This is a genomic window from Enterobacter sp. DTU_2021_1002640_1_SI_PRY_ASU_LCPMC_013 (assembly GCF_032389435.1).
In the GTDB taxonomy this organism is placed as follows: Bacteria; Pseudomonadota; Gammaproteobacteria; order Enterobacterales; family Enterobacteriaceae; genus Enterobacter; species Enterobacter hormaechei_C.
Genome location: NZ_CP135594.1, coordinates 470747 through 496458 on the forward strand (window position 1 = coordinate 470747; position 25712 = coordinate 496458).

General features: G+C 56.7%; 20 protein-coding genes. 7 read left to right on the plus strand and 13 right to left on the minus strand.

Annotated elements, in window-relative coordinates:
* Window positions 1–22 precede the first annotated feature (22 nt).
* On the minus strand, window positions 23–685 hold the full coding sequence (gene ytfE, locus RS584_RS02290) for an iron-sulfur cluster repair protein YtfE (RefSeq protein WP_017383941.1): 663 nt from the start codon (window positions 683–685) through the stop codon (window positions 23–25).
* 245 nt (window positions 686–930) lie between these two features.
* Here ytfE and RS584_RS02295 point away from each other — a divergent pair, with 245 nt between their 5' ends.
* Window positions 931–2580: a methyl-accepting chemotaxis protein gene (locus RS584_RS02295; protein WP_193042258.1), complete on the plus strand. Its 1650-nt coding sequence runs from the start codon at window positions 931–933 to the stop codon at window positions 2578–2580.
* A gap of 77 nt (window positions 2581–2657) precedes the next feature.
* On the opposite strand, the gene RS584_RS02300 is transcribed toward RS584_RS02295, so the two are convergent.
* The 3 genes from RS584_RS02300 to RS584_RS02310 all read right to left on the minus strand — a co-directional run bounded on the left by RS584_RS02300 (window position 2658) and on the right by RS584_RS02310 (window position 5453).
* Window positions 2658–3623: a DMT family transporter gene (locus RS584_RS02300; protein ID WP_032646992.1), complete on the minus strand. Its 966-nt coding sequence runs from the start codon at window positions 3621–3623 to the stop codon at window positions 2658–2660.
* 75 nt (window positions 3624–3698) lie between these two features.
* Window positions 3699–4523 (minus strand): AraC family ligand binding domain-containing protein, encoded by an 825-nt coding sequence (locus tag RS584_RS02305; RefSeq protein WP_193042259.1) that lies wholly within the window; start codon window positions 4521–4523, stop codon window positions 3699–3701.
* A gap of 81 nt (window positions 4524–4604) precedes the next feature.
* Window positions 4605–5453, minus strand: a complete 849-nt coding sequence (locus RS584_RS02310) for an SDR family oxidoreductase (protein WP_315748864.1) — start codon at window positions 5451–5453, stop codon at window positions 4605–4607.
* Window positions 5454–5537: 84 nt separating this feature from the next.
* Here RS584_RS02310 and RS584_RS02315 point away from each other — a divergent pair, with 84 nt between their 5' ends.
* Window positions 5538–5924 carry a winged helix-turn-helix transcriptional regulator gene (locus RS584_RS02315; protein WP_058648488.1) on the plus strand — a complete coding sequence of 129 codons (387 nt, stop codon included), beginning with the start codon at window positions 5538–5540 and terminating at the stop codon, window positions 5922–5924.
* Window positions 5925–6460: 536 nt separating this feature from the next.
* Here the strand turns inward: RS584_RS02315 and RS584_RS02320 are convergent.
* On the minus strand, window positions 6461–8404 hold the full coding sequence (locus tag RS584_RS02320) for a bifunctional 2',3'-cyclic-nucleotide 2'-phosphodiesterase/3'-nucleotidase (RefSeq protein WP_315748865.1): 1944 nt from the start codon (window positions 8402–8404) through the stop codon (window positions 6461–6463).
* Between the two features lie 190 nt (window positions 8405–8594).
* Between RS584_RS02320 and cysQ the strand changes: the two genes are divergently transcribed.
* Window positions 8595–9335: a 3'(2'),5'-bisphosphate nucleotidase CysQ gene (cysQ, locus tag RS584_RS02325; protein ID WP_015572488.1), complete on the plus strand. Its 741-nt coding sequence runs from the start codon at window positions 8595–8597 to the stop codon at window positions 9333–9335.
* Here cysQ and RS584_RS02330 read toward each other — a convergent pair.
* Window positions 9329–9886 carry a YtfJ family protein gene (locus RS584_RS02330; protein ID WP_315748866.1) on the minus strand — a complete coding sequence of 186 codons (558 nt, stop codon included), beginning with the start codon at window positions 9884–9886 and terminating at the stop codon, window positions 9329–9331. The genes cysQ and RS584_RS02330 overlap by 7 nt on opposite strands.
* A 324-nt stretch (window positions 9887–10210) precedes the next feature.
* On the opposite strand from RS584_RS02330, the gene RS584_RS02335 reads away from it, so the two are divergent.
* A complete protein-coding gene (locus RS584_RS02335; RefSeq protein WP_003856054.1) occupies window positions 10211–10417 on the plus strand; it encodes a DUF1107 domain-containing protein in 207 nt (68 codons plus the stop codon).
* A 76-nt stretch (window positions 10418–10493) separates the two neighbouring features.
* Here the strand turns inward: RS584_RS02335 and RS584_RS02340 are convergent, their stop codons facing one another.
* The 6 genes from RS584_RS02340 to RS584_RS02365 form a co-directional block, all read right to left on the minus strand.
* Window positions 10494–11831, minus strand: a complete 1338-nt coding sequence (locus RS584_RS02340; RefSeq protein ID WP_006810357.1) for a hemolysin family protein — start codon at window positions 11829–11831, stop codon at window positions 10494–10496.
* A gap of 193 nt (window positions 11832–12024) precedes the next feature.
* A complete protein-coding gene (locus tag RS584_RS02345) occupies window positions 12025–13569 on the minus strand; it encodes an MFS transporter (RefSeq protein ID WP_032652309.1) in 1545 nt (514 codons plus the stop codon).
* A gap of 69 nt (window positions 13570–13638) precedes the next feature.
* Entirely contained in the window at window positions 13639–14661 is a 1023-nt protein-coding gene (locus tag RS584_RS02350) for a Gfo/Idh/MocA family protein (protein ID WP_045907035.1), read from the minus strand.
* Window positions 14662–14670: 9 nt separating this feature from the next.
* Entirely contained in the window at window positions 14671–15738 is a 1068-nt protein-coding gene (locus tag RS584_RS02355; protein ID WP_023302970.1) for a Gfo/Idh/MocA family protein, read from the minus strand.
* Between the two features lie 2 nt (window positions 15739–15740).
* Window positions 15741–16919 carry a Gfo/Idh/MocA family protein gene (locus tag RS584_RS02360; protein ID WP_193042264.1) on the minus strand — a complete coding sequence of 393 codons (1179 nt, stop codon included), beginning with the start codon at window positions 16917–16919 and terminating at the stop codon, window positions 15741–15743.
* 15 nt (window positions 16920–16934) lie between these two features.
* A complete protein-coding gene (locus RS584_RS02365) occupies window positions 16935–18086 on the minus strand; it encodes a Gfo/Idh/MocA family protein (RefSeq protein ID WP_058687197.1) in 1152 nt (383 codons plus the stop codon).
* A 192-nt stretch (window positions 18087–18278) separates the two neighbouring features.
* On the opposite strand from RS584_RS02365, the gene RS584_RS02370 reads away from it, so the two are divergent.
* Window positions 18279–19337 (plus strand): LacI family DNA-binding transcriptional regulator, encoded by a 1059-nt coding sequence (locus RS584_RS02370; protein WP_058687198.1) that lies wholly within the window; start codon window positions 18279–18281, stop codon window positions 19335–19337.
* On the opposite strand, the gene msrA is transcribed toward RS584_RS02370, so the two are convergent.
* Window positions 19338–19979: a peptide-methionine (S)-S-oxide reductase MsrA gene (msrA, locus tag RS584_RS02375; protein WP_006810351.1), complete on the minus strand. Its 642-nt coding sequence runs from the start codon at window positions 19977–19979 to the stop codon at window positions 19338–19340. It lies immediately after the preceding gene.
* 224 nt (window positions 19980–20203) lie between these two features.
* Here msrA and tamA point away from each other — a divergent pair, with 224 nt between their 5' ends.
* The gene (tamA, locus tag RS584_RS02380) at window positions 20204–21937 is read left to right on the plus strand and encodes an autotransporter assembly complex protein TamA (RefSeq protein WP_017694656.1); all 1734 of its coding nucleotides are present in this window, start codon (window positions 20204–20206) and stop codon (window positions 21935–21937) included.
* Window positions 21934–25710 (plus strand): autotransporter assembly complex protein TamB, encoded by a 3777-nt coding sequence (gene tamB, locus RS584_RS02385; RefSeq protein WP_315748868.1) that lies wholly within the window; start codon window positions 21934–21936, stop codon window positions 25708–25710. The genes tamA and tamB overlap by 4 nt, the downstream gene beginning before the upstream one ends.
* Window positions 25711–25712: the final 2 nt, after the last annotated feature.

A 25712-nucleotide genomic window follows, 5' to 3' on the forward strand; every position in this document is an offset into this window, starting at 1 on the left:
GCGCTAGCGCCACCGGGCTTTTTTATTTACCCGATAATGCACGCGGGAACAGAACGTTATTCTCAAGACTGATGTGTTCCATCAGATCGTCAATCATCTCGTTAATGCCGTTGTACATGGCTTTCCAGGTGGTGCACGCCTCTGGCGGCGGTGTGACGTTGTCGGTGGTGTGTTTGATCACTTCCAGCAGTTCGCCGGCGTCATCATGTTCGCTTTCCATCACGCTGATGGGCCCCATTGCCTGGCTGCCCATGCCCTGTTTGATCATCGGGAAGAGGATCTGCTCCTCTTTCATCATGTGGCTGGAAAGTTCTTCGTGCAGCATGGTCAGATATTTCGCCAGGCCGCGCGGTACGGAAGGTTTATCGGCATGAACGCGTTCAACTTTGGTCGCCTGTAAAATCAGCTCCGGCAGCTGTTCACGGTGACGGTCGTGGTAACGCACAATGATATGGTCGATGATTTCGGCCAGCGGCGCGGTGCGCCAGTCTTTGTCGACGGGCTGTTCAGCCAGCTGAGCCAGCTCCGCTTCGATAGCCTCCACATCCAGCTCTTTACGCGACGCTGCGCGCGCCAGCGTTTGCTTACCACCGCAGCAGTAATCCATATCGTATTTACGGAATAGCGCAGAAGCGCGAGGGATGGAGAGCGCCAGCTCGCCTAAGGGTTGGTCGCGGAAGGCCATAGCAGTTACCTCATTATCAGGAATATAAGATGCATTTTAAATGCATCTTTAAGTGGATACTATAATCCTTTAGAGGCAAGGGTGAAAATGAGAAGGCGATCACAAAAAAATCGTGCTTTTAACTTGCTGATTGAATGCAGAAAAGGGCTTTCGAAAGTTTTTAAAGGTGGAGAAACAGTAAACAACCTGCCGCGCGTGCCGATAGATACAGGTCAGACAATACCTGTATATAAAAAAGGCAACGCATGTTTAAACGTATAAAAGTCATTACTCTTTTGATTTCGGTGCTGCTTGTGCTCGGCATCATGCAGCTGATCTCCGCTGGCATTTTCATTAATGCGCTCAATAACGATAAAGAGAACTTCACCGTTTCTCAGCTTTCCAGCCAGAACGTCGCGGAGTTTACCGACGCCTGGATCAGCCTGAACCAGGCGCGCGTCACCCTCAACCGCGGCATGCTGCGCCTGCAAAGCAGCATGGCGTCGCAGATTAACGGCGGGCAGCTGAACGAGCTGGTCAATACCGCGAAAAACCTGCTGGCCGATGCCCAGACCCATTACGATAAATACTACGCGCTGCCGGAAACGCCGGGTATGGACGAGCACCTGGCCGATCGTCTGGAAGAGCAGTACCGCGTCTACTCCGCCACGCTGACGCAAATGAACGTTCTGCTGGGGCAGGGCAATCTGGAAGATATGTTCAAACAAAATGCCGAACAGAAGCAGACCGCGATGCAAAAGGTTTATCGCGAGTGGCGTGAGGCGCAGGCCGCGCTGACCGCCAAAGGGATCCGGGACAATGAAAGCGACTACAAACGCATTCTGTGGATCCTCTCTGCGGTGATGCTGCTGGTGATCGCGGTGATTATTTCCAGCTGGGTTGCGATGCGCCGCGTGCTGCTGCTGCCGCTGGAAGAGGTGATCAACCATATCCGCGCCATTGCCGCAGGGGATTTAACCCAGCCGATTCAGGCTGAGGGTAAAAATGAAATGGCGACCCTGGCGCGCAACGTTCAGGAGATGCAGACTGCGCTGGCCAACACGGTGGGCGTGGTGCGTGAAGGCGCAGATACCATCTACACCGGCGCGGGTGAAATCTCGGCGGGCAGTAACGATCTCTCCTCCCGTACCGAGCAACAGGCCGCTTCTCTGGAAGAGACGGCAGCCAGCATGGAACAGTTAACCGCCACCGTGAAGCAAAACGCCGATAACGCGCGTCAGGCGTCGCGTCTGGCGCTGGACGCCTCCTCCACCGCGAAGAAGGGCGGTAACGTGGTCGAGGGCGTTGTGCGCACCATGGACGAAATCGCCACCAGTTCCAGCAAAATCGCGCAAATTACTAACGTGATCGACGGCATTGCTTTCCAGACCAATATTCTGGCGCTGAACGCGGCGGTAGAAGCGGCGCGCGCGGGCGAGCAGGGACGTGGCTTCGCGGTTGTCGCGGGCGAGGTGCGTACCCTTGCCCAGCGCAGCGCGCAGGCGGCGAAAGAGATCAAAGCGCTGATCGATGATTCCGGCGAACGCGTCAACGCGGGTTCTCAGCTGGTAAATGAAGCGGGCGCGACGATGGCGGAGATCGTCAATGCGGTTACGCGCGTGACGGACATCATGGGTGAGATTGCGTCGGCCTCCGACGAACAGAGCCGCGGTATCGACCAGGTGGGTCAGGCGGTGGCGGAGATGGATCGCGTCACCCAGCAGAACGCCTCGCTGGTGGAAGAGTCTGCGGCGGCAGCGGCGGCGCTGGAAGATCAGGCTGCACGCCTGAACGACGCGGTGGCGGTGTTTAAGATCACCCGCAACCAGGCGGTGAAAGCCGCGCCGGTAAAGACCTATGCACCTAAAGCGCAGCCCGTCGCGGCGGCGTCTGAAGCGAACTGGGAAACGTTCTGATACTGTGCCGGGTGGCGCTTCGCTTACCCGGCCTACGGTTTTGTAGGCCCTGCAAGCGAAGCGCCGCTGGGCAATGCTCACCCCTCCGACGCCGGAACGACCATCGGTTTTTCCGGCTTCGCTCTCACCGCAATCACCACCCCAACGACCAGCAGCGCGATCCCGCAGGCCGTTAGCAGCGGCGGCACGCTCTGACGCATCAGGAAGGTATAGAGCAGCCCGGCCAGCGTCTCAAAGACAATCAGCGGCCCCAGTATCACCGTCGGCAGCTTCTGGCTGGCAATGTTCCAGCACAGCGCGCCCACCCACGAACAGAGCACGGCAATGGCGACCATTAACCCGACGAATACCCACGGGCGCGGTCCGAAGGGCAGGGTAAATGCCGGTTGCTGGCTACCCAGCCAGACACACGCGCCCACATAGCCCAGCAACGAGACAGGGAGGGTGACCAGCGCCTGCGCCGTCGCCCACATCATCGGATGTTTATCCGGGTTTTCCCGCAGCCAGCGTGCATTGCGCAGGGCATACCATGCCCAACAGACAACCGAGATAAACGCCAGAAAGATCCCTGAACCGTAACGCCACAAGCTGAAGTTTTCAAGGCCGTGGCGAAGCTCGGCAATATTCACGCACACCAGCCCCACAGCGATGCAGACCAGAGCGGGCGCCATTTTTGACCACGCCAGTTTGCCGTCACGCTGGCTGTAAAGCAGGTTCGCGAAAACCGGGATGACCACCGGCAGCGTGCCGATAATCATGGTGGACACCGGCGCACCGGTGCGCTGAATGGCGCTCGCCAGACAGACGTAGTAGATCAGATTACCCATCATGGTCAGCGCCAGCGCGGTGAGCCAGTCCTTGCGGCCCAGCTGACGCAGACGCGCGCGCCCCAGCCACGCCAGCGGCACGGCAATCAGCCCCAGCGCCAGGTAACGTCCGGTCGACTGCAAAATTGCCGGGTACTCCGGCACAATCAGCGGGCCGACAAAAATCAGCCCCCACATCAAACCCGCAAGCAGGGCATACAACACGCCGCTAATCATTTTTCCATCCATCTTGATTCACTTTGCGATCAGTGTAGGAGGGCAAAACGCGCGCGTATTGTATGAGGTTGCGCATTAGCGCGGCATAACCTGTTTCTGGTAGCGCACGGGCGTGATGCCGTAGCGACGGGTGAAGGCGCGGGTTAAATGCGACTGATCGGTCAGCCCGGTCGCGGCGGCCACCTCGGCGGCAGGCATGCCGTGGGTGAGGAATGCTTTTGCGCGCCACAGGCGGATGGCCATCAGCATCTGGTGGGGCGTAACGTGGAAATGGGCTTTGAACTGGCGCTGAAAATGGTACGGGCTGAGCGAGACAACGTTAGCCAGCTCGTCCAGGGTCAGCGAGCGCATATAGTTGTCGTGCAGATAGTCGCGAACGCGTTCGAAGCGGTGCGCGGCCTCCTGCACCACCGGCGCATGATGGGCCAGTGGCTGAAAAGTCTGAATCAAATCCAGTAGCAGCCCCTTCTGCGCCAGCGGATCGTTGGTGTGCCACAGGCCGTAAATTAACCGGCCAATCTGCTGCGAGCGCAAAGGGTCGTGGCGCGTGACGTCATTAAACCACCAGTGACGCAGGCCGGTGACCTCTTCCAGCAGGTCGGGTTCGATGTAGACCATTCGGTAGCGCCAGCCGTCAACGGTTGCGGATTCCCCGGTGTGGATCTCGTCCGGGTTCATGGTCACGACGGATTTTTCCGCGGCAAGATGCTGGGTACCGCGATAGCGGAAGCGTTCGGCACCGGTTTCGATGGTGCCGATACCGAAGGCTTCATGAGTGTGAGGCTCAAAGGCGTAGTCGGAGATATGGGCGTGATAAAGCTCCAGGCCGGGCAGTTGCGCCAGATGGCGAAAGCGCGCGCTGTCTCTCTCATCAGTGAACTGTTCCGGTACGCCTTGCACGGTGAGCCTCCTTGTGGGTCATCGCTTCATTATCAGAGATGACCCGAGGGGATGCCACAAAAAATAACCAATTTTTAACAACTACAGGATGGCTTTGACGCTTTCCGCCAGTGATGTGGTTGGGCGGCCGATCAGTTTGCTCAGGGTACGGCTGTCGTCGAACAGGCCGCCTTTGGACGCGCCGGTGTCGGAGTCCGCCAGCATCTCCGCCAGCCCGGCAGGCAGACCAACGCCCTTCAGCGCAGCGGCGAAATCGGCTTCGCTGAGGTTCTGATACGTTACCGGCTTACCGCTCTGCTTGCTCAGTTCCGCAGCCAGTTCGCTCAGCGTCCAGGCATTATCACCCGCCAGTTCATACACCTTGCCGGCATGACCCTCTTCAGAAATCACTTTCGCTGCCGCCGCCGCGTAATCCGCACGGGTCGCAGAGGCAATTTTGCCTTCGCCTGCGGCCCCCATAAATACGCCGTGTTCCAGCGCTGGCGGCGCGCTTGCCAGGTAGTTTTCGGTGTACCAGCCGTTGCGCAGCAGAGCGTAAGGCACGCCGGAGGCCGCCAGGGCATTTTCGGTTTCGACGTGCTCAACGTGCAGACCCAGCGGAGATTTGTCAGCATGCAGCAGGCTGGTGTAGGCGATAAACTTCACGCCCGCCGCTTTGGCGGCGTTAATGACGTTCTGGTGCTGCGAGGCGCGCTGGCCCACTTCGCTGGAGGAGATCAGCAGCAGTTTATCCACGCCGTTCAGCGCGGCAGTAAACGCGGCTTCATCGGTGTAATCCGCCTGACGCACAACGACCCCTTGCTGATGCAACGCTTCGGCTTTCGCCGGGTTACGCACAATAGCCACGATCTGGCTGGCCGGAACGGTTTTCAGCAGTTCTTCAATAACGTGTTGGCCAAGCTGGCCGGTTGCGCCGGTAATCGCGATCATGATGAATCTCCTTCGTGTTTGTCTGGTGTTGTGGCACACTATCACCATAACTAACTTTTAGTAAGTACGTACAAAAAGGTAAGTATGAAAACAACAATACCAACGCTCAGCGAGCAAATGCGCGATGGCAACCTCTTTGCGGAACAGTGCCCGTCACGGGAGGTGCTCAAACACGTAACCAGCCGCTGGGGCGTGCTGATCCTGGTGGCGTTACGTCAGGGGACGCATCGCTTCAGCGATCTGCGTCGCAAGATGGGCGGCGTCAGCGAGAAGATGCTGGCTCAGTCTTTACAGGCGCTGGAGCATGACGGGTTTGTCGATCGCGTGTCGTATCCGGTCGTGCCGCCGCATGTGGAGTATAGCCTGACGCCGCTGGGGCTGGAGGTGAGCGAGAAGGTGGCTGCGCTGGCCGACTGGATTGAGGTTAATACACCGCAGGTGCTGGCGAATAGGGACGAGCGTGCGGCGTAAACGCCGGGTATGTGCGGCCTGATGCCCTCACCCTGACCCTCTCCCACGGGGCTGAGGGTTCCCCACAAAATAATGCCTGCACAGACGGCCCCCTCTCCCTTGAGGGAGAGGGCTGGGGTGAGGGGGAACATACGGCTCTGGTGGTCATTCCGTTCACGTTATGTTCCTTGCTACTCTGTCACGATATGACCGGTGAACGTGCCAGGGTGGCTCAGTCGCCACCACCCTGGCGACCCGGGCTTCCGGCGGAAAATCGCCGCTTCGCGGTACCTTCGGCTTATTCCTTCCGGCTTATCGGGGACGGGCGGAGGTAACATCCCTGTAAAGCCCGCCCTCTCGGCGCATCCCTGCGCCTCGCCCCGGCCTACAGGAAACGCCTCAGCGATTTACAGCCGGACCGAGGCATCGCTGAAAGCCCTCAGTTTTTCTGAGGCAACGATATAGCTTTTGCTTTCAAATTACTGGGGAACCCTCAGCCCACGGGGAGAGGGAACAAACACCAAAAAAAAACGGCAACGTGCGTTGCCGTTTTGCTTTTACCTGCTCAAATCCACCTGATAAATCGCGAACCCAATATCATCCGTCGCGACCTTCTTCATCGGATACTGCGCCTTATCCTTGATAAACGCGGCTGCTTTATCGGACGGAGATGTCTCAAAGCGAATATCCAGCTTAGTGTCGCTGTGGATCGGCGCCAGACGCCAGTTGTTGTCCACTCCCGGGTGGATCTCACCGGCTTTTTTCGATTCAGCGCTGATCCACGCCGCCAGCACCGAACGGTTCTCATCCGGGGAGGCAAAGGCGATGTGGCTGTCACCCGTACCGGCAAACTTACCGCCATAGGCGCGGTAGTTGTTAGTCACCACCAGGAAAGTGGCATTCGGATCAATCGCTTTGCCGTTGAAGGTCAGGTTTTTGATGCGTTCTGCCTGCGGATTAATGGCCTGACATTCGCCGTCATATTTTGCGGGCTGGGTAACGTCAATCTGATACTCCACGCCGTCAATCACGTCGAAGTTGTAGGTGCGGAACCCGTCCCAGTTAATCAGCGACTGCGGCTTGCTGCTGTTCGGGTCGATCTGATTAAACTGGCCGGCGGAACACTCCAGCCACTCCTTCACCTCTTTCCCGGTGGCTTTCACCACCACGAGGGTGTTGGGATAGAGGTAGAGATCGGCGGCATTACGGAAGGTCAACTGGCCTTTTTCCACCTCAACGTAGCTGGCCGGATCGTTCTTACGTCCGCCCACTTTGAATGGCGCCGCGGCAGACAGTACCGGCAGATTTGCCAGATCCGGATCGCCCTGAATATAGTGCTCCGCATAGGCTTTCTGCGCCATGTTGACTACCTGCACGGTCGGGTCATCCTGTACCAGCGCGAGGAAGCTGTACATGTTATCAGCGGATTTACCGATCGGCTTGCTGACAAATTCACGCGTCGCGTCGTGGTCCTGCTTCAGGATGTCGACCAGCTTTTTATCTTCCCCTGCCAGAGATTTTTTGGCCGCTGCGTCGTAGATCGGACGCGCTTCCGCTTTCGACTGCGTGACTTTCCAGCTTCCGCTGTCGTTATTCAGCACCAGATCCACCACGCCAAGGTGGTCGCCCCACATGCCCGGCATCACCGATGGCACACCGTTGAGCGTCCCTTTTTCGATGTCCGCGCCTTTGATATCAGCGAAATCTTTGCCCGGGAAGACGGCGTGGGCGTGGCCGAACAGGATCGCATCCACGCCCGGCACCTGGCTGAGATAGTACACGGAGTTCTCAGCCATCACCTGATACGGGTCGGCCGAGAGGCCAGAGTGCGCCACGACGACGACCACATCCGCCCCTTTCGCCCGCATCTCCGGCACGTATTTGCGCGCGGTTTCGGTAATGTCGTTGACGGTCACTTTCCCGTCGAGGTTGGCTTTATCCCACGTCATGATCTGCGGCGGCACAAAACCGATATAGCCGATTTTCAGCGTCTGTTTTTTACCGTCCTGGTCGAAAACCTCGGTCTCTTTAATCAGATAAGGGGTGAAGAGCGGCTTCTTCGTCATAACGTCGATGATATTGGCGTTAACGTACGGGAATTTCGCTCCTGCCAGCGCGTCGTGCAGGTATTTCAGGCCGTAGTTAAATTCGTGGTTGCCCAGGTTGCCGACGGCATAGTCCAGCGTATTCATTGCCTTATAAACAGGATGGATCTCGCCTTTTTTCAGCCCCTTCGCCGCCATGTAGTCTCCGAGCGGGCTGCCCTGAATTAAGTCCCCGTTATCGACCAGCACGCTATTTTTCACTTCACCGCGGGCGGCGTTGATCAAACTTGCCGTGCGTACCAGTCCGAATTTTTCCGTAGGGGTATCTTTGTAGTAATCGAAGTCCATCATATTACTGTGCAGATCGGTGGTTTCCAGAATACGGAGATCCACCGTCGCTGCCTGAACGCTTGCCGCAATCAGCGTTGCCAGGAGCGTTGCGCTAAACTTAATCATCTGAGGAGTCCTTTTTTCGATCCAAGCCACAAAAGAATATGTATGTAGTATTTGTTGCTTACAGAAGTGTGAATGCTGCCAGAAAAAAGGGCGCTGAAACCAGAATTGCTTCACAGATAGCGGAATTGTTCACATTACGATATAACTAAAACAATAAGTTATGCCCACTGCGTTAACGAAGAGGTGGAGAATGTTAGATAAAATTTGTCAGCTCGCACGGGATGCGGGTGATGCCATTATGCAGGTGTACGACGGTGCGAAACCGATGGATGTTGTCAGCAAAGCGGACGACTCCCCGGTGACGGCGGCGGATATCGCGGCGCATGCGGTGATCCTGAAAGGTTTGCAGGCCCTGACGCCGGATATTCCGGTCCTTTCTGAAGAAGCGCCCCAGAGCTGGGATGAACGTCAGCACTGGCAGCGTTACTGGCTTGTCGACCCGCTGGACGGCACGAAAGAGTTTATCAAGCGTAACGGTGAATTCACCGTCAACATCGCCCTGATTGAAAAAGGAAAAGCGGTGCTTGGCGTGGTTTACGCCCCGGTGATGAAAGTAATGTACAGCGCGGCGGAAGGTAAAGCCTGGAAGGAAGAGTGCGGCGTGCGTAAGCAGATCCAGGTGCGTGATGCTCGTCCTCCGCTGGTGGTGATCAGCCGCTCGCACAGTGACAGCGAGCTGGAGGAGTATCTGCAACAGCTGGGTGAACACCAGACGACGTCGATTGGCTCGTCGCTGAAGTTCTGTCTGGTGGCGGAAGGGCAGGCGCAGCTGTACCCCCGTTTCGGGCCGACGAACGTCTGGGATACGGCGGCAGGGCATGCGGTGGCGGCGGCCGCTGGCGCGCATGTGCATGACTGGCAGGGTAAGCCACTGGACTACACCCCGCGCGAGTCATTCCTGAATCCGGGCTTCCGGGTGTCACTTTACTGAGTCAGCAGCTTATGCAGCAGGGCAACCACCTGCTGCACCTCATCCTGCGTCAGCGCGCCGTCTTTAACCCACTGTACGCGACCGTTTTTGTCCAGCACGACAATCGCTGAACTCTCTTCTTCCAGCTGCCACGCCTTACGCGTCACGCCGTTGCTGTCGACAATAAACTGCGACCAGGGATAGAGCTTCTTATTGCTCTCAAGGCTTGAGCGCACAAACATCCCGGAGCCGGGAATCGCGTCGTCGGTGTTCACGATGGTGGTGGTCTGGTAGCGATCGTGCGGGAGTTTTGCGGCTTTGATCGCTTCCACGAGGGTGGCATTTTTCTCTTTAGCGGATGTACGTCCGGCAATATGTTGTACAACTCTCACTTTGCCCGCAAGCTGCGCGCTATTCCAGGCTTTATAGCTAAACTTATCATTGTCGAGAATCAATTCTCCCCGGTCAGCAATGCCGACCGGCGGGACACGTTGTCCTTTTTCAATGTTGTGTGCGGAAGCCATCAGCGGCAGCAACAGGCAAGCTGCTGCCAGGAAGTTACGTAGGGTCATGGTGTTTCCTTATTGTTAGCAGGTGATCCGACCACTTGGTCATGCGCTTTTAATCATAAGTGCGATCAATAGGCTTTTCCCGCAATCCCGATGCCAGTTTGCGGGCGAACGCACATATCCATGCAAAAACGACGGCATATACTGCGCTGTATCACGCTTTGCAAAGATTATTCTGAATAATTGTAATCAAACGGTAAATAAACTTATGCACACTGGGTAAGTACGAGGTTCTGGTCTATAGTCATTGGGCATCAAAATTTGCGCTCAGGACAGTCGGGCCGATTGTGGCACCGCAAGAGCGTATGATTCGCAGGAGATACAAGAATGAAAATTTTCCAACGCTACAACCCGCTTCAGGTGGCGAAGTACGTGAAGATCCTGTTCCGTGGACGGTTGTACATCAAGGATGTTGGCGCTTTTGAGTTCGATAAGGGCAAAATCCTTATCCCAAAAGTGAAGGACAAACAGCACTTGTCTGTGATGTCCGAAGTCAACCGTCAGGTTATGCGTCTGCAAACTGAGATGGCTTAACCAACGTGCTATGCAGTAGTAGTTAAAAAGACGGCTCCCGATGGGAGCCGTTGATGTTTGTGGGGCATACAAAGGATTACGCCGACACCTTCTCTTCGGCATCCGGCAGTTTCGGCACCAGCACGGTCGGTTTGCTATCAATACGCGTTACCAGCAGCTGGTCGATGCGGTAGTTATCAATATCCACCACTTCAAACTTGAAGCCGGAGAACTTCACCGAGTCGGTACGTTTCGGGATTTTACGCAGCATAAACATCATAAAGCCGCCGATGGTCTCGTAGTTGCCGGACTGCGGGAACTCGTCAATGTCGAGTACGCGCATGACGTCTTCAATCGGCGTACCGCCATCGATGAGCCATGAATTTTCGTCACGCTGAACAATCTGCTCTTCCAGCCCCTGGCCGACCAGGTCGCCCATCAGGGTCGTCATAACGTCGTTGAGGGTGATAATGCCCACCACCAGCGCGTATTCGTTCATGATCACCGCGAAGTCTTCCCCGGCGGTTTTGAAACTTTCCAGCGCTTCGGAGAGCGTCAGGGTGTCCGGCACTATCAGGGTGTTGCGGATCTGCACGCCGCTGTTCAGCGCCAGGCTCTGGTTTGCCAGCACGCGGTTCAGCAGGTCTTTGGAGTCCACATAGCCGATGATATGGTCGATATCTTCGTTACAGACCAGGAACTTGGAGTGCGGATGCTGCGCCACTTTGGTCTTCAGGCTCTGCTCGTCTTCATGCAGATCGAACCAGATGATGTTTTCACGGCCGGTCATGGAGGACGGCACGGTACGGGATTCCAGTTCGAAAACGTTCTCAATCAGCTCGTGCTCCTGCTTACGCAGCACGCCTGCCAGCGCCCCGGCTTCCACCACCGCATAAATATCGTCGGAGGTGATGTCGTCTTTACGCACCATCGGCAGCTTGAAGATGCGGAAAATGACGTTCGCCAGGCCGTTAAAGAACCACACCAGCGGACGGAAGACATACAGGCAGAAGCGCATCGGGTTGATGATACGCAAAGCCACAGCTTCTGGCGCAATCATACCGATGCGTTTCGGGGTCAGGTCCGCGAATAAAATGAACAAGCCGGTGACCAGGGAGAAGGAGAGGATGAAGCTCAACTGCTCGGCCAGCTCTACGGACATGTACTTAACAAAGAGGCTATAAAACGCCGGAGAAAACGCTGCATCGCCCACGATACCGCCAAGGATGGCGACCGCGTTCAGGCCAATCTGCACCACGGTAAAGAACATGCCGGGGTTTTCCTGCATTTTCAGAATGCGTGATGCGTTGATGTTGCCCTCGTCGGCAAGCAGCTTCAGTTTGATTTTACGGGAGGCAGCCAGCGAGATCTCCGATATCGAGAAAAATGCACTGACGGCAATAAGACAAAGTATTACTAAAATACTGTTTAACATAGTTTATCCGGCTTCTCGCCAGATCCTCAGAAGGGGAGTTGATACCATTCGTGTGAAGACACATTGAACTCAGCTCGTAGCGTTGAGCCGATTATTTCAGCGGTAGTATAGCGTAAAGACGTGTAAACCTGCCAGAGGTCACGTTTTCGGCAAAAAAAGCCGGACCGGCACGGAGCCGATCCGGCGAGAAGGGCTATTTCACGATGGATAAGTTTTCGCCCACAGCCAGGCGTGTGGCATCGCCGCCCCAGACCTGATCGTACTCATAGCCTGTCAGCTGTTTGATGACCACGCGGGTGCTGGCGTCGCAGTCGCGATAGTCGCCACCGAGCTTCCGACGCGCGATCTCCTTGAGCAGCACCTTATGCGTCTCGCGGGTCAGCTTAAATTTGTAGGTCGCGAAGAAGCTCACTGCCAGCAGCGCGGCGGTGGCAAAAATCATCAGGCCAATTATTGCTCCCAGCGCGCTTTCAGGCTGTGCGCCACTGCCTTTCACAAAACCGGACTCCTGCAACACCAGGCCGATAATCATAATCGCAATGGCGACGGTGCTTTTGCGGGTCAACACCATTACGCCAGCGAAAATGCCTTCCCGGCGTTGCTGCGTGACGATCTCGTCGATATCCGGAATAAAGCTATAAATATTCCACGGAATGTAATAGAGGCCGGAACGGGCTGCACCCAGCAGGATGAAGACGGCGGAGAACAGCAGCGTTGGCACCTCTGTTTTGGTGAGATAAACCGTAAACAGGAATGCCAGCACCAGGAAAATGCAGCTATACGAAAGGCGCAGTGCGGCGGAAGGGGTCATGTTCAGCCTGTTGAGTAACAGCATAAATCCGTACGTGCCCGGCACGGAGGCAAACGCCGCAATACTTAGCCAGCCGGACACTGCTGCCGCATCCTGACTCAGGCAATACACCACGTAATAGGTAAAGACTGAACCAAATACGTCCATCGCGGTGAAGGAGAAAATATAAATAAGAATATGCAGGCGGAAAGCGCGAATACGAAAAGAAGAGAAGAGATCCAGCACCAGATATTTGAGGTGATTAATTACTCCGCTGCTGCGCTGGGTATCAACTTTGAAGTCATATTCCTGATGCACATCTTTTGCTTCCCAGGTGCTGTACCAGGTAATAAATACCGCGATGCAAAAGACGCAGGAAAATATCAGTCCGGTTAGCGTGTAGGTAAAGGAATTATCTTTGCCGGTAAATTGCATAATCACGCCCGGAACCGACACCGCAAGAAAACCGCCCAATTGCGAGCAGATCATCCGTACGCCTGACAGGCGGCTGCGCTCTTCATAGCGGTTGGTCATCTCCGCGGCGAGGGTTTCCCACGGCACCAGCACCATCGCTGAAAGCAGTTCGATGGAAAGATAGGTGCCCAGGTAATACCAGTAACCCATGTCCGTCAGCCACAGCAGAGCATAGAGGAACATTAAAGGAGAGCTGAGTAATAAGAAGAAACGACGACGGCCAAATTTACGCCCAAGCCAGGTATCGCCGAAATTGTCGGTGATGTAACCCATTATTGGGCTTAATACCGCGTCAATGACGCGGGCAATAGCAAATATAGAGCCGGCTTCCACGACGGATAATCCGCAATAGGTGGTGTAAAAAAATAACAGCCAGGTGCCGATAATGGCGAAAGCGCCTCCGCCAAAGAGGTCGGTTATGCCGTAGCCAAGCGCCACGCCATAACCCACTCTGCGTTCAGTTGGTTTAACCATAATAATATCCAGTGTAGGGTAGATGTAGAGGTTGTATTTTTATTGCACTGCTGGACTACACGTGACGTTCTAATTATTAATATCTATCCATTGTCTTAACTGAGATGACCGATAAAAAGCCTCCACAATCTTGAGTGATTTTCCGGCGGTACAAATATCGGTAAAATCCGTACTCTCCGGGTGATGAATAGCGTGATAAAAACGGCGGATCGCCTGCTGGTGTCCTAATCCCCAGTAACTTTTTGCGGTGCCATCGGGAGAGGCATCGCTTTCCAGGCGAAACCGTTCGCCGGGCGTTATGCGCCAGAGCGTGTTGTCGTTGAGCAGCAGTGAGCCGCGCTCGCAGTGGATCTCCAGACAGAGGGGGGAATCCGTGGTGTGGCAGTTGCTGGCATAAAACAGACCGCGGGCACCGTTGGTGAAGTGAAGCGTGGCCATCGCGCTGTCTTCCCCTTGCGTGACGTCAGCCAGTTCGCCGCTGTCGACTACCCCCTTCAGCCGCGTGGCGCCACCCGCAAACCACTGCATCAGATCGAGGGTATGGATCGCCTGGTTGATTAGCAGGCTTCCACCTTCCGTTGCCAGCTGCCCGCGCCAGGGGCTTTCCGTGTAATACGCCCCCGAGCGGGACCAGGTCAGCACAGCTTTGATACTTAACATCTTTCCCAGTACGCCTTCCGCCAGCTCCTTGCGAATGCGCAGGCTGGTCGGATTGAGCCGGTTCTGGTAGCAGACGCCGAGCCTGCCGGGCGCCTGCGCGGCGGCAGAGGCAATGTCGGCAAGCTCGCTGCTGTTCATGCCCACCGGTTTTTCGCAAAAGACATGTTTCCCGGCGGCCAGCGCCGCCAGAATCATGTTTTTGTGCTCGAAGTGGGGCGTGCAGATATGCACCACGTCGATGCTGTCATCCAGCAGCATTTCCCGGTAATCCTGATAAAAGCGGCACTGATAGTTCATCGCCAGCTTCAGCCCTTTGACGCTGTCGATATCGACCAGCGCGCGCAGCGCGACATTGGGGATTTGCCTCAGGGCATTCACATGGCAACTGTGAATAGCCCCGGCACCGATAATCGCCGTGTTCAGGATGTTCATGTCGTCTCCTTAGTCAGCTGCGTTTGCGAGCATTTGTGCTTTCACGCACAGTTCGGCAGCTTTGAAAGCATGCGCCTGAGTCATGGCATTTTCGGTGCGGTGCAGGCAGTCGAGGATCAGTTCGCCAAAGTACGGGAACCCAACCTGCCCGGCCACAGGATAGCGGAACTCGCCCTCGTTATTGACGAGGTAGACGACATCCTGCTCGCCCCGGGTGAGGTCGACGTATTTGCGGATTTCGATATACCCCTCGGTGCCGAGCAGCGTCAGGCGACCATCACCCCAGGTGGAGAGCCCGTCAGGAGTGAACCAGTCGCAGCGGAAATAGCCGCTGGCGCCGTTTTCACCTTTGAGCATGGCGTCGCCAAAATCTTCGAATGCGGGATACTGCGGGTGGTTAACGTTGCGCACCTGGCTGGCGACCACGGTGGCGTCGCGGTTGCCGGTATAAAACAGGAACTGCTCGATCTGGTGGCTGCCGATGTCGCAAAGGATGCCGCCGAAATAGCGGCGATCGTAGAACCAGTCCGGGCGGCCAGTCCCTTCCCGGTGCGGCCCCATGCCCAGGGTTTGCACCACGCGACCAATGGCGCCCTGCTGTACCAGCTGCCCGGCAAAGACCGCGCTTTCCACGTGCAGACGCTCGCTGTAGTAGACCGCGTATTTTTTCCCGGTTTTCTCCACCATCGCTTTGGCGTCTGCCAGCTGTTCAAGGGTGGTGAGCGGCGCTTTGTCCGTGAAGTAGTCTTTGCCAGCCGTCATCGCCTTCAGCCCCAGCGCACAGCGTTCGGAGGGGATGGCCGCCCCAGCCACCAGGCGCACGTCGTCATCGGCGAGAATAACGTCCAGGGAATCAGCCACCTTCACCTGCGGGTACTGCTGAACAAACGTGTCCACTTTCGCCGGATCGGGATCGTAAACCCACTTCAGCGTGGCGCCTGCTTCAATCAGGCCATTACACATTCCATAGATATGGCCGTGGTCGAGCGCGGCGGCGGCAAATACAAATTCACCCGCCTGCACCACCGGCTGCGGTTTGCCCACTGGCGCGTAGTTCATTCCGTCATTCTTGTTCATGGTTACAGTCCTCGATCCAGATCTTTACCCAGAGGGATAGCGCCCACTTCGCTGAAGTTGGCGACGCTTGCGGATTTTTCATAAAAACGGGGGGCGAGGGCGTTCGTCCCGCCGGTACGGTAAAACGGATCATCGCGGCCAACAGGCAGGGAAACGACACTGCGGGTAATGGCTGATTTATACATCGCGGTAATCAGCTCCAGCGAGCGCTTACCCTGCACGCCGTCCACCAGCGGGGCCGTACCGCGCTCAATGCTCTGAAGCAGGTCGTTAATCTGCCCGGTGTGCAGAGTCCATTCGAGCCTGGGCGTCGCCTGGAAAACGGCGTCAAGCTGGGCTTCTCGCTCAATATCGTTGGTCTCCTGCGGGAAGCCGTTGTCAGCACTCACGCTGGCATAAGCCTGCCATGGGGCGGAGATGCGCGCTTTATCACCCTGGATAATGATCTTCTGATCTTCCCCGTGGTGTACTACCGAGGCGGTAAGCTGGGTGAGTGCGCCGTTGGGGTATTTGAATATCGCGGCGCTAAGGTCTTCTACTTCGGCGTTGTCATGGGCCACGTTGGTCATCATCGCCACCACTTCAGACGGGAAACCGAGCATCCACTGAATGGCGTCGATATGGTGCACCGCGTGGTTCAGCGTGCAGCCGCCTCCTTCTTTTTCCCACGTGCCGCGCCACCACAGGTCGTAGTAGCAATGTCCGCGCCACCAGAAGGAATCCACCTGCGCATGGCATATTTTTCCGGCGAGGCCGGAATCCAGCGCCGCTTTTAAGCGCCAGAAGGCATCGGTAAAGCGGTTCTGGGCAATGATGGAGAGCGTTTTTCCGCTGGCCTGCTGGGCGGCGATCATCGCATCACACTCCTCCAGCGAGGCGGCCATCGGTTTTTCGCACAGCACATGGCAGCCGGCATAAAGCGCATCAATGCTGATCTCCGCATGGACATAGGGCGGGGTGCAGACGTCAACGATATCGATGGGAAGCGCATCCTCCAGCATCTGCCGGTGGCTGGCGTACACGCGGGCGTCCGTCAGGCCGTAACGCGCTTTTTTCTCTTCCGCTTTCTCCGGATAGATATCAACCAGCGCAACGATCCGGCAGCGCTGTCCAAACTGCAAATAACCCTGAATATGGTTATGGGAGATATTTCCTGTTCCCACAATGGCGACATTTAACATCGATTTTCTCCGGTGTTACCAGGTACCCGCGGCATCCAGCGTGATGCTGGTGGCCCCTTTATCTACAGAGGTGCTGATGCGCTGCTGAAGCAGGCGCAGGTATTGCTTTTCGTTCAGCGGTAGCTCAACCCAGTCGTCAGTCCAGGTGGAGAGGTGCATGGCGTTAGAGAGGGTTAAACCGTGAATGCCTTCCAGACCCGGCGCAATCAGCGGCTCGCCGCGCAGCACGGCGGCGCAGAAGTTGGCGGTGATGACGTGGTGCTCGCTGTATTCCGGGGCAACAGGGACAGAAACCTCCCAGCATTCCGGCTCACCGAAGCCATTCTGCCAGCGAGCGTTAAACTCGGTTTCCGATTCGCGCAGCCGCCAGTAGCGCAGTTTGCCCTCGTCGACGACCACTTTACCGCGATCGCCGACAATCTCCAGGCGGTTGGTGCCCGGCGTTTCCGCGACGGTGGTGATGAACACGCCGGTCGCACCGCTGGCGTATTCGGCGTAGGCGGTCACCTCGTCTTCCACTTCGATATCGCGATGCTTACCGAACTGGCAAAACGCGCGCAGACGAACCGGCATGCCCACCAGCCACTGCCAGAGATCGAGCTGATGCGGGTCCTGGTTGAGCAGCACGCCGCCGCCTTCCCCTTTCCAGGTGGCGCGCCAGCCGCCGGAGTTGTAGTAACTCTGCGAGCGATACCAGTTGGTGATGATCCAGTTGGAGCGGCGGATCTCGCCCAGCTCGCCGCTGTCGATCAGATCTTTCACTTTCTGATACAGCGGGTTGGGCCGCTGGTTATACATGATGCCGAACACCACGTCGCACTCCCGGGCGCAGGCGTTCATCTCCTGGACCTGCGCGGTGTAGACGCCTGCTGGCTTCTCACACAGGGTATGAATGCCGTGGCGCATCGCCAGCATCGACAGGCGCGGGTGATCGTAATGCGGCGTGGCGACAATGACCGCATCGATAAGCCCGCTCTGGAGCATCTCCTGCGCATCACTGAACAGCGGAATGCCGCCAACCAACTGCCGAATGGCCGGATGCTTTTCCGGCGCGTTATCGCACACCGCCGTAAGGCAGGCGTCGCTGACGGTTCCGGCCAGTAAATAGCGTGCGTGGACCGTACCGATATTACCTATACCAATAATGCCAAAACGTACCTTCTCCATGTCTCACCTTAATTTCAGCCAAAAAGCGTGATGACCGAAAAATAGGAAAGGCGAGACGTAGCGACAATGTGTTTTTGTGAGAATACTCGCAAGGTGAATAAGTAAACTCCAACCATTTTGAAATTTGGTTTTAAAATCAAAGCGCTGTTTCTGCAAATATTTGCAAAAACTGATTGAGAGCGAGGTCACACTATGCCGGGCAAGTTAAAAATGGAGGAGATCGCGTCCCTGACGGGATATTCCGTGAGCACGGTTTCCAGGGTGTTGAGCGGCAAGTCTTATACCAGCGATAAGGCCCGGGAAGCCATTGTCCGCACCGCGCGGGAGCTTGGCGTGCTGGAGTCGATGGCGAGCGGGCGGCTCTTAATTAACGGAATCGCTGTATTTGCACCTGAAAGAACGTTTCAGGGTCGTGGGGATATTTTTTATCTGGAAGTGACTAAAGGCATTGCGGAAGCCAGCGCGCCACATAATGTCTGGATCAGTTATTGCGGATTAGAGGAACAGAATGCGGACGTGAAATTATTTATGGAAAAGGCAAGCCATAAAAATATTAACGCAATAATTATCATTGGTACGGATGATTCCACCATATTTAAGCTGGCCAGCACGCTGAATAAACCCTGTGTATTAATTAATTCCGTCGACCGGGACCGGGTGCTGGATTCGGTTTCGCCCGATCACCGCGCAATCGGCTTTACCACGATGCAATATCTTTTCGAGCATGGGCATCGCCGGGTGCTGACCATTACCTGTTTGCGCCGGGACACGCTCTATGCCCGGCTGGACGGAATTAAAGAAGCGTACCGGCATTTTCACGTGGCGTTTGAGCCGCAGCGGGATTTACTGGTCACGGAGTGGTTTACCGCTGAAGAGGCTGAGCGCGAGCTGGATGCGTGGCTGTTACGTCACGACAGAGCGCAGTGGCCTGAGGTCATTTTTCCCAACAGCACCAGCATGACCGAGGGTGTGCTGAAGGCGTTACAGCGGCATGGGCTGCGCGTGCCGGAAGACATCTCCATCATCACCACCGATTTTGCGTGGAATTTAGCAAACCGGCTTGAAAAGCCCATTACGGGGATCACGGTGCCCTGTCGGGATTTGGGCATAGAAGCGGTGCATTTGCTGCAAACGCGACTAAACCGGCCACAGGCGCCGGTTTTTAACCTGCTGTTGCAGGGGAAAGTCATTGATTACGGTTCGGTGAGTAATGCCACGCGCCACGCGGCTCGCGTGGCGCTGATGCAGTAATCAGGCCTGCTGTGGAGGCAGGCAAACGCCAATGCCGCCGATACCGCAGTAGCCATACGGATTTTTATGCAGGTACTGCTGGTGGTCGTCTTCGGCATAGTAGAACGGTTTCGCGGTAGCGATTTCCGTCGTGACCTGACGTTTATCACCGGCCGCCTGCATCGCTTCCTGGAAACGCGTCAGGCTGGCGTGGGCGGCGGCCTCCTGCTCTGGGGTGAGCGGGTAGATGGCCGAACGGTATTGGGTGCCGTGATCGTTACCCTGACGCATGCCCTGCGCCGGATCATGGTTTTCCCAGAACACCTGGAGCAGCTGTTCATAGCTAATGACGCTCGGGTCATACACCACACGCACCGCTTCAGCATGACCGGTCTCACCGGAACAGACTTCGCGGTAGGTTGGGTTAGGCGTATATCCCCCGGTGTAGCCCGCAGCGGTGCTGTACACGCCCGGCAGTTGCCAGAACAGGCGTTCTACGCCCCAGAAGCAGCCCATGGCAAACAGGGCGATCTCCATTCCATCAGGAACGTTTGTCATTGAATGGTTGTTTACGGCGTGTAATGTTGCCACTGGCATAGGGGTGTTGCGTCCCGGTAACGCATCGGCTTGTGATACCAGATGCTTTTTATCGAATAAACTCACGGTGGGGCCTCCCGGGTAGCGTTGTTTCGGTTAAGGTTGTCACGAAGCGTTTAATTGAACACAATAAATGCGATGAATGAGTCTAGATTTAATCATAAGAAATATTTGGGTGTTACACCCTTTTTCAACCCGTAATTTGGGTTTTTGGCTTTCAGGCCGTATTTTGCCGCGGAGCGGCACTGCATTTGCTTCCAGGGTGGAAACAGGGATATTCAGGAGAAAACGTGACAAAGATCCGCCAGTTATGTTTAGTCAGTTTAATGCTGACCAGCGGGATTGCCAGCGCGGCGAATGTCCGTTTGCAGGTTGAGGGGTTATCCGGGGCGCTGGAAAAAAACGTGCGTGCGCAGCTTTCTACCATCCAGAGCGATGAGGTCACGCCGGATCGGCGTTTTCGCGCGCGCGTGGATGACGCCATCCGCGAAGGCTTAAAGGCGTTGGGGTACTACGAACCCACCATCGATTTCGATTTACGCCCGCCGCCGGCGAAAGGACGCCAGGTGTTGATTGCCCGCGTCTCGCCGGGCGAACCCGTCCTGATTGGCGGCACGAACGTGGTGCTGCGCGGCGGTGCGCGCACCGATCGGGACTACCTGGATCTGCTCAGCACCCGTCCGAAAGTGGGCACCGTGCTCAATCACGGGGATTACGATCGTTTTAAAAAATCCTTAACCAGCGTTTCGCTGCGCAAAGGCTACTTCGACAGCCGGTTCAACAAAAGCCAGCTGGGCGTTGCGCTTGAGCGACGTCAGGCATTCTGGGATATCGATTACGACAGCGGCGAGCGCTACCGGTTTGGCGATGTGACCTTCGAAGGATCGCAAATCCGTGACGAGTATCTGCAAAATCTGGTGCCGTTTAAAAAGGGCGACTACTACCAGTCCAGCGACCTGGGCGAGCTGAACCGTCGTTTGTCCGCGACGGGCTGGTTTAACTCCGTGGTGGTAGCGCCGGAATTTGATAAATCCCGTAAAACGAAAGTGTTACCGCTGCATGGCGTGGTCTCTCCGCGCACCGAGAACACCATTGAGACCGGTGTCGGCTACTCCACAGACGTCGGCCCGCGCGTGAAAGCCTCGTGGAAAAAACCGTGGATGAACTCCTACGGCCACAGCCTGACCACCAGCGTCAGCCTGTCTGCGCCTGAACAGCAGCTGGACTTCAGCTATAAAATGCCGCTGCTGAAAAATCCGCTTGAGCAATACTACCTCGTGCAGGGCGGCTTTAAGCGTACCGATTTGAATGATACCGAGCAGGACTCGACGACGCTTGCGGTATCACGCTTCTGGGATCTCTCCAGCGGCTGGCAGCGCGCCATTAACCTGCGCTGGAGCCTCGACCACTTTACCCAGGCAAACGTCACCAACACCACCATGCTGCTTTATCCGGGCGTGATGATCAGCCGTACCCGCTCGCGCGGTGGCCTGATGCCGACCTGGGGCGACTCTCAGCGCTACTCCATCGATTACTCCAACACCGCCTGGGGCTCCGACGTAGACTTCTCCGTCTTTCAGGCGCAAAACGTCTGGATCCGCACGCTGTACGACAAACACCGCTTTGTGATGCGCGGTAATCTCGGTTGGATCGAAACCGGTGATTTCGAACGCGTCCCGCCGGATCTGCGCTTCTTCGCGGGGGGCGACCGCAGCATTCGCGGGTATAAGTACAAATCGATCTCACCTGAAAACGACAAAGGCCAGTTGACCGGGGCGTCAAAACTGGCGACCGGCTCGCTGGAGTACCAGTACAACGTCAGCGGCAAATGGTGGGGCGCCATGTTTGTCGACGGCGGTGAAGCGGTGAACGATATCCGCCGCAGCGATTTCAAAACCGGCGCGGGTGTGGGCGTGCGATGGCAGTCACCGGTCGGGCCCATCAAGCTCGATTTCGCCGTTCCGGTGGGCGACAAAGACGAACACGGTTTACAGTTTTACATCGGTCTGGGGCCTGAATTATGAGTTTATGGAAGAAGATAAGCCTCGGGGTGCTGATTTTTATCGTATTACTGCTCGGTACGGTGGCGTTTCTGGTGGGCACCACCACGGGCCTGCATTTGCTGTTTAACGCCGCGAACCGCTGGGTGCCAGGGCTGGAAATCGGCCAGGTAACGGGCGGCTGGCGCGATCTGCGCCTGAAAAATATCCGTTATGAACAGCCCGGCGTGGCGGTGAACGCGGGCGAGTTTCATCTGGCGGTCAAGCTCGGCTGCCTGCGGGACAGCCAGCTGTGCGTAAACGATCTGTCGCTAAAAGACGTTAACGTGGCGATAGATTCCAAAAAAATGCCGAAGTCCGAGCCTGTCGAAGAAGAGGACAGCGGCCCGCTGAACCTCTCCACGCCGTACCCGATTGCGCTTTACCGGGTCGCACTGGATAACGTCAATATCAAAATCGACGACACGACGGTATCCGTGATGGATTTCACCTCCGGTCTGCGCTGGCAGGAGAAAAACCTCACCCTGACCCCAACCTCCCTGCAAGGGCTGCTGATTGCGCTACCGAAGGTGGCCGACGTGGCGCAGGAAGAGATCGTCGAGCCGAAGATCCAGAATCCGCAGCCGGAAGAAAAACCGCTGGGCGAAACGCTGAAAGATCTCTTCTCGAAACCGGTTCTGCCGGAGATGACCGACGTGCATCTGCCGCTGAACCTCAATATCGAAGAGTTTAAGGGCGAGCAGTTGCGTCTGACCGGCGATACCGATCTGACGGTCTTCAACATGCTGCTTAAAGTCAGCAGTATCGACGGCAACATGAAGCTCGACGCGCTGGATATTGATACTAACCAGGGGTCGGTCAACGCCTCAGGCAATGCGCTGCTGCGCGACAACTGGCCGGTAGATATTACGCTGAACAGCGCCCTGAACATCGAGCCGCTGAAAGGCGAAAAGGTGAAGGTGAAAGTCGGCGGCGCGCTGCGCGAGAAGCTGGAGTTCGGCGTAAACCTCTCCGGACCGGTGGATATGGTGCTGCGCGGGCAAACCCAGCTGGCAGAGGCCGGTTTACCGCTCAATCTTGAGGTTGACAGCAAGCAGCTTTACTGGCCGTTCACCGGCGAAAAACAGTTCCAGGCTGACGATCTGAAGCTGAAGCTGAGTGGCAAAATGACCGACTACACGCTGTCGTTCCGCACGGCGGTGAAGGGGCAGGGGGTACCGCCCGCCGATATCACCCTGGATGCGAAGGGTAACGAGTTGCAGGTTAACCTCGACAAGCTGACCGTGGCGGCGCTGGAAGGAAAAACCGAGCTGACCGCGCTGCTCGACTGGCAGCAGGCGATCAGCTGGCGCGGCGAGCTGAAGCTGACCGGGATCAACACCGCTAAAGAGGTCCCGGACTGGCCGTCAAAACTGGATGGCCTGATTAAAACCCGCGGTAGCCTGTACGGTGGCACCTGGCAGATGGACGTGCCGGAACTCAAGCTCACCGGCAACGTGAAGCAGAACAAAGTCAACGTAGAGGGCTCGCTTAAGGGCAACAGCTATCTCCAGTGGGTGATCCCGGGCCTGCACGTGGCGCTGGGTCGCAACACGGCGGATATCAAAGGCGAGCTGGGCGTGAAAGACCTCAATCTGGATGCCACCATCGACGCGCCAAATCTCGATAACGCCCTGCCGGGTCTTGGCGGCACGGCGAAGGGGTTAGTGAAGGTTCGCGGTACGGTGGAGGCGCCGCAGCTGCTGGCGGACATCACCGCCAATAACCTGCGCTGGCAGGAACTTTCTATTGCCCGCGTACGTGTCGAGGGAGACGTGAAATCCACCGATCAGATCGGCGGAAACCTGAATCTGCGCGTGGAGCGTATCTCTCAGCCGGACGTGAACATCAGTCTGGTCACGCTGGCGGCAAAAGGTAACGAAAAGCAGCACGATCTCCAGCTACGCGTGCAGGGCGAGCCGGTCTCCGGGCAGCTGCACCTGACGGGCAGTTTTGACCGCCAGGCGACGCGCTGGAAAGGCGTGCTGGATAACACCCGCTTCAGCACGCCGGTCGGCCCGCTGGTGCTGTCGCGGTCTGTCGCGCTGGATTACCGCAACGCGGAGCAAAAGATCAGCATTGGGCCACACTGCTGGACCAACCCGAATGCTGAGCTGTGCGTGCCGCAGACCATTGATGCAGGCGCGGAAGGACGCGCGCAGATCAACCTCAACCGTTTCGACCTGGCGATGCTGAAACCGTTTATGCCGGAAACCACCCAGGCCAGCGGGGTCTTCAGCGGTAAAGCGGACGTCGCGTGGGACACCACCAAAGAGGGACTGCCGCAGGGCAGCATTACCCTCTCCGGGCGTAACGTGAAGGTGACGCAGGAGGTCAATGACGCGCCGCTGCCGGTGGCGTTCGACACCCTGAATGTGAACGCTGACCTGCGTAACAATCGTGCGGAACTGGGATGGCTGATCCGCCTGACCAACAACGGTCAGTTTGACGGACAGGTGCAAATTACCGATCCGCAAGGGCGGCGCAATCTCGGCGGCAACGTCAATATTCGCAACTTCAACCTGGCGATGGTGAATCCGATCTTCTCGCGGGGAGAAAAGGCGGCGGGGATGCTCAGCGCCAACCTGCGTCTGGCGGGGGATGCGCAAAGCCCGCAGCTGTTTGGCCAGATGCGGTTAAACGGTGTGGACATTGACGGTAACTTTATGCCGTTCGATATGCAGCCAAGCCAGCTGGCGATGAACTTTAACGGCCAAAGCTCAACCCTCAGTGGCTCAGTGCTGACGCAGCAGGGACAAATCAACCTGAGCGGTGACGCAGACTGGAGCCAGCTCGACAACTGGCGCGCCCGTATTGCGGCCAAGGGCAGCAGGGTGCGTATCACGGTACCGCCGATGGTGCGCCTGGACGTGTCGCCAGACGTGGTCTTTGAGGCAACGCCGAGTCTCTTCACCCTGGACGGCCGTGTTGACGTACCGTGGGCGCGCATCGTGGTTCACGAGGTGCCGGAAAGCGCGGTTGGCGTCTCCAGTGACGAAGTTATGCTCAATGAAAATCTGAAACCTGTTGAACAGAAGAGCGCTGGCATACCGATCAATAGTAATCTTATCGTGCACGTGGGGAATAACGTGCGTTTGGACGCGTTTGGGCTGAAGGCGAGACTCACGGGTGACCTGAAAGTGGCGCAGGATCAACAGGGGCTTGGCCTCAATGGACAAATCAATATTCCTGAAGGGCGCTTCCATGCCTACGGTCAGGATTTGATTGTGCGTAAAGGCGAGCTGCTGTTCTCCGGTCCACCGGATCAGCCGGTACTCAATATCGAAGCGATCCGTAACCCGGAAGCCACCGAAGATGATGTGATTGCGGGCGTGCGCGTGACGGGCTCCGCCGATGAACCTAAGGCAGAGATCTTCTCTGACCCGGCCATGTCGCAACAGGAAGCGCTCTCTTACCTGCTGCGCGGCCAGGGTCTGGATAGCCAACAGGGCGATGGTGCGGCAATGACATCAATGTTAGTTGGTCTGGGGGTTGCACAAAGTGGTCAGGTTGTGGGTAAAATCGGCGAGACGTTTGGCGTAAGCAATCTGGCGCTGGACACTCAGGGCGTGGGTGACTCTTCGCAGGTAGTGGTCAGCGGCTATGTACTGCCGGGTCTACAGGTAAAATATGGCGTGGGGATCTTTGACTCACTGGCTACACTCACGTTACGTTATCGCCTGATGCCTAAGCTATATCTGGAAGCAGTGTCCGGCGTAGACCAGGCACTTGATCTGCTCTATCAGTTTGAGTTTTAGCA

Excerpts from the sequence above, each read along its gene's own strand:
- ytfE (WP_017383941.1), bottom strand. The coding sequence starts at position 685 with ATGGCCTTCCGCGACCAACCCTTAGGCGAGCTGGCGCTCTCCATCCCT.
- RS584_RS02295 (WP_193042258.1), top strand. The coding sequence starts at position 931 with ATGTTTAAACGTATAAAAGTCATTACTCTTTTGATTTCGGTGCTGCTT.
- RS584_RS02300 (WP_032646992.1), bottom strand. The coding sequence starts at position 3,623 with ATGATTAGCGGCGTGTTGTATGCCCTGCTTGCGGGTTTGATGTGGGGG.
- RS584_RS02310 (WP_315748864.1), bottom strand. The coding sequence starts at position 5,453 with ATGATCGCGATTACCGGCGCAACCGGCCAGCTTGGCCAACACGTTATT.
- RS584_RS02315 (WP_058648488.1), top strand. The coding sequence starts at position 5,538 with ATGAAAACAACAATACCAACGCTCAGCGAGCAAATGCGCGATGGCAAC.
- RS584_RS02320 (WP_315748865.1), bottom strand. The coding sequence starts at position 8,404 with ATGATTAAGTTTAGCGCAACGCTCCTGGCAACGCTGATTGCGGCAAGC.
- cysQ (WP_015572488.1), top strand. The coding sequence starts at position 8,595 with ATGTTAGATAAAATTTGTCAGCTCGCACGGGATGCGGGTGATGCCATT.
- RS584_RS02330 (WP_315748866.1), bottom strand. The coding sequence starts at position 9,886 with ATGACCCTACGTAACTTCCTGGCAGCAGCTTGCCTGTTGCTGCCGCTG.
- RS584_RS02335 (WP_003856054.1), top strand. The coding sequence starts at position 10,211 with ATGAAAATTTTCCAACGCTACAACCCGCTTCAGGTGGCGAAGTACGTG.
- RS584_RS02340 (WP_006810357.1), bottom strand. The coding sequence starts at position 11,831 with ATGTTAAACAGTATTTTAGTAATACTTTGTCTTATTGCCGTCAGTGCA.
- RS584_RS02345 (WP_032652309.1), bottom strand. The coding sequence starts at position 13,569 with ATGGTTAAACCAACTGAACGCAGAGTGGGTTATGGCGTGGCGCTTGGC.
- RS584_RS02350 (WP_045907035.1), bottom strand. The coding sequence starts at position 14,661 with ATGAACATCCTGAACACGGCGATTATCGGTGCCGGGGCTATTCACAGT.
- RS584_RS02355 (WP_023302970.1), bottom strand. The coding sequence starts at position 15,738 with ATGAACAAGAATGACGGAATGAACTACGCGCCAGTGGGCAAACCGCAG.
- RS584_RS02360 (WP_193042264.1), bottom strand. The coding sequence starts at position 16,919 with ATGTTAAATGTCGCCATTGTGGGAACAGGAAATATCTCCCATAACCAT.
- RS584_RS02365 (WP_058687197.1), bottom strand. The coding sequence starts at position 18,086 with ATGGAGAAGGTACGTTTTGGCATTATTGGTATAGGTAATATCGGTACG.
- RS584_RS02370 (WP_058687198.1), top strand. The coding sequence starts at position 18,279 with ATGCCGGGCAAGTTAAAAATGGAGGAGATCGCGTCCCTGACGGGATAT.
- tamB (WP_315748868.1), top strand. The coding sequence starts at position 21,934 with ATGAGTTTATGGAAGAAGATAAGCCTCGGGGTGCTGATTTTTATCGTA.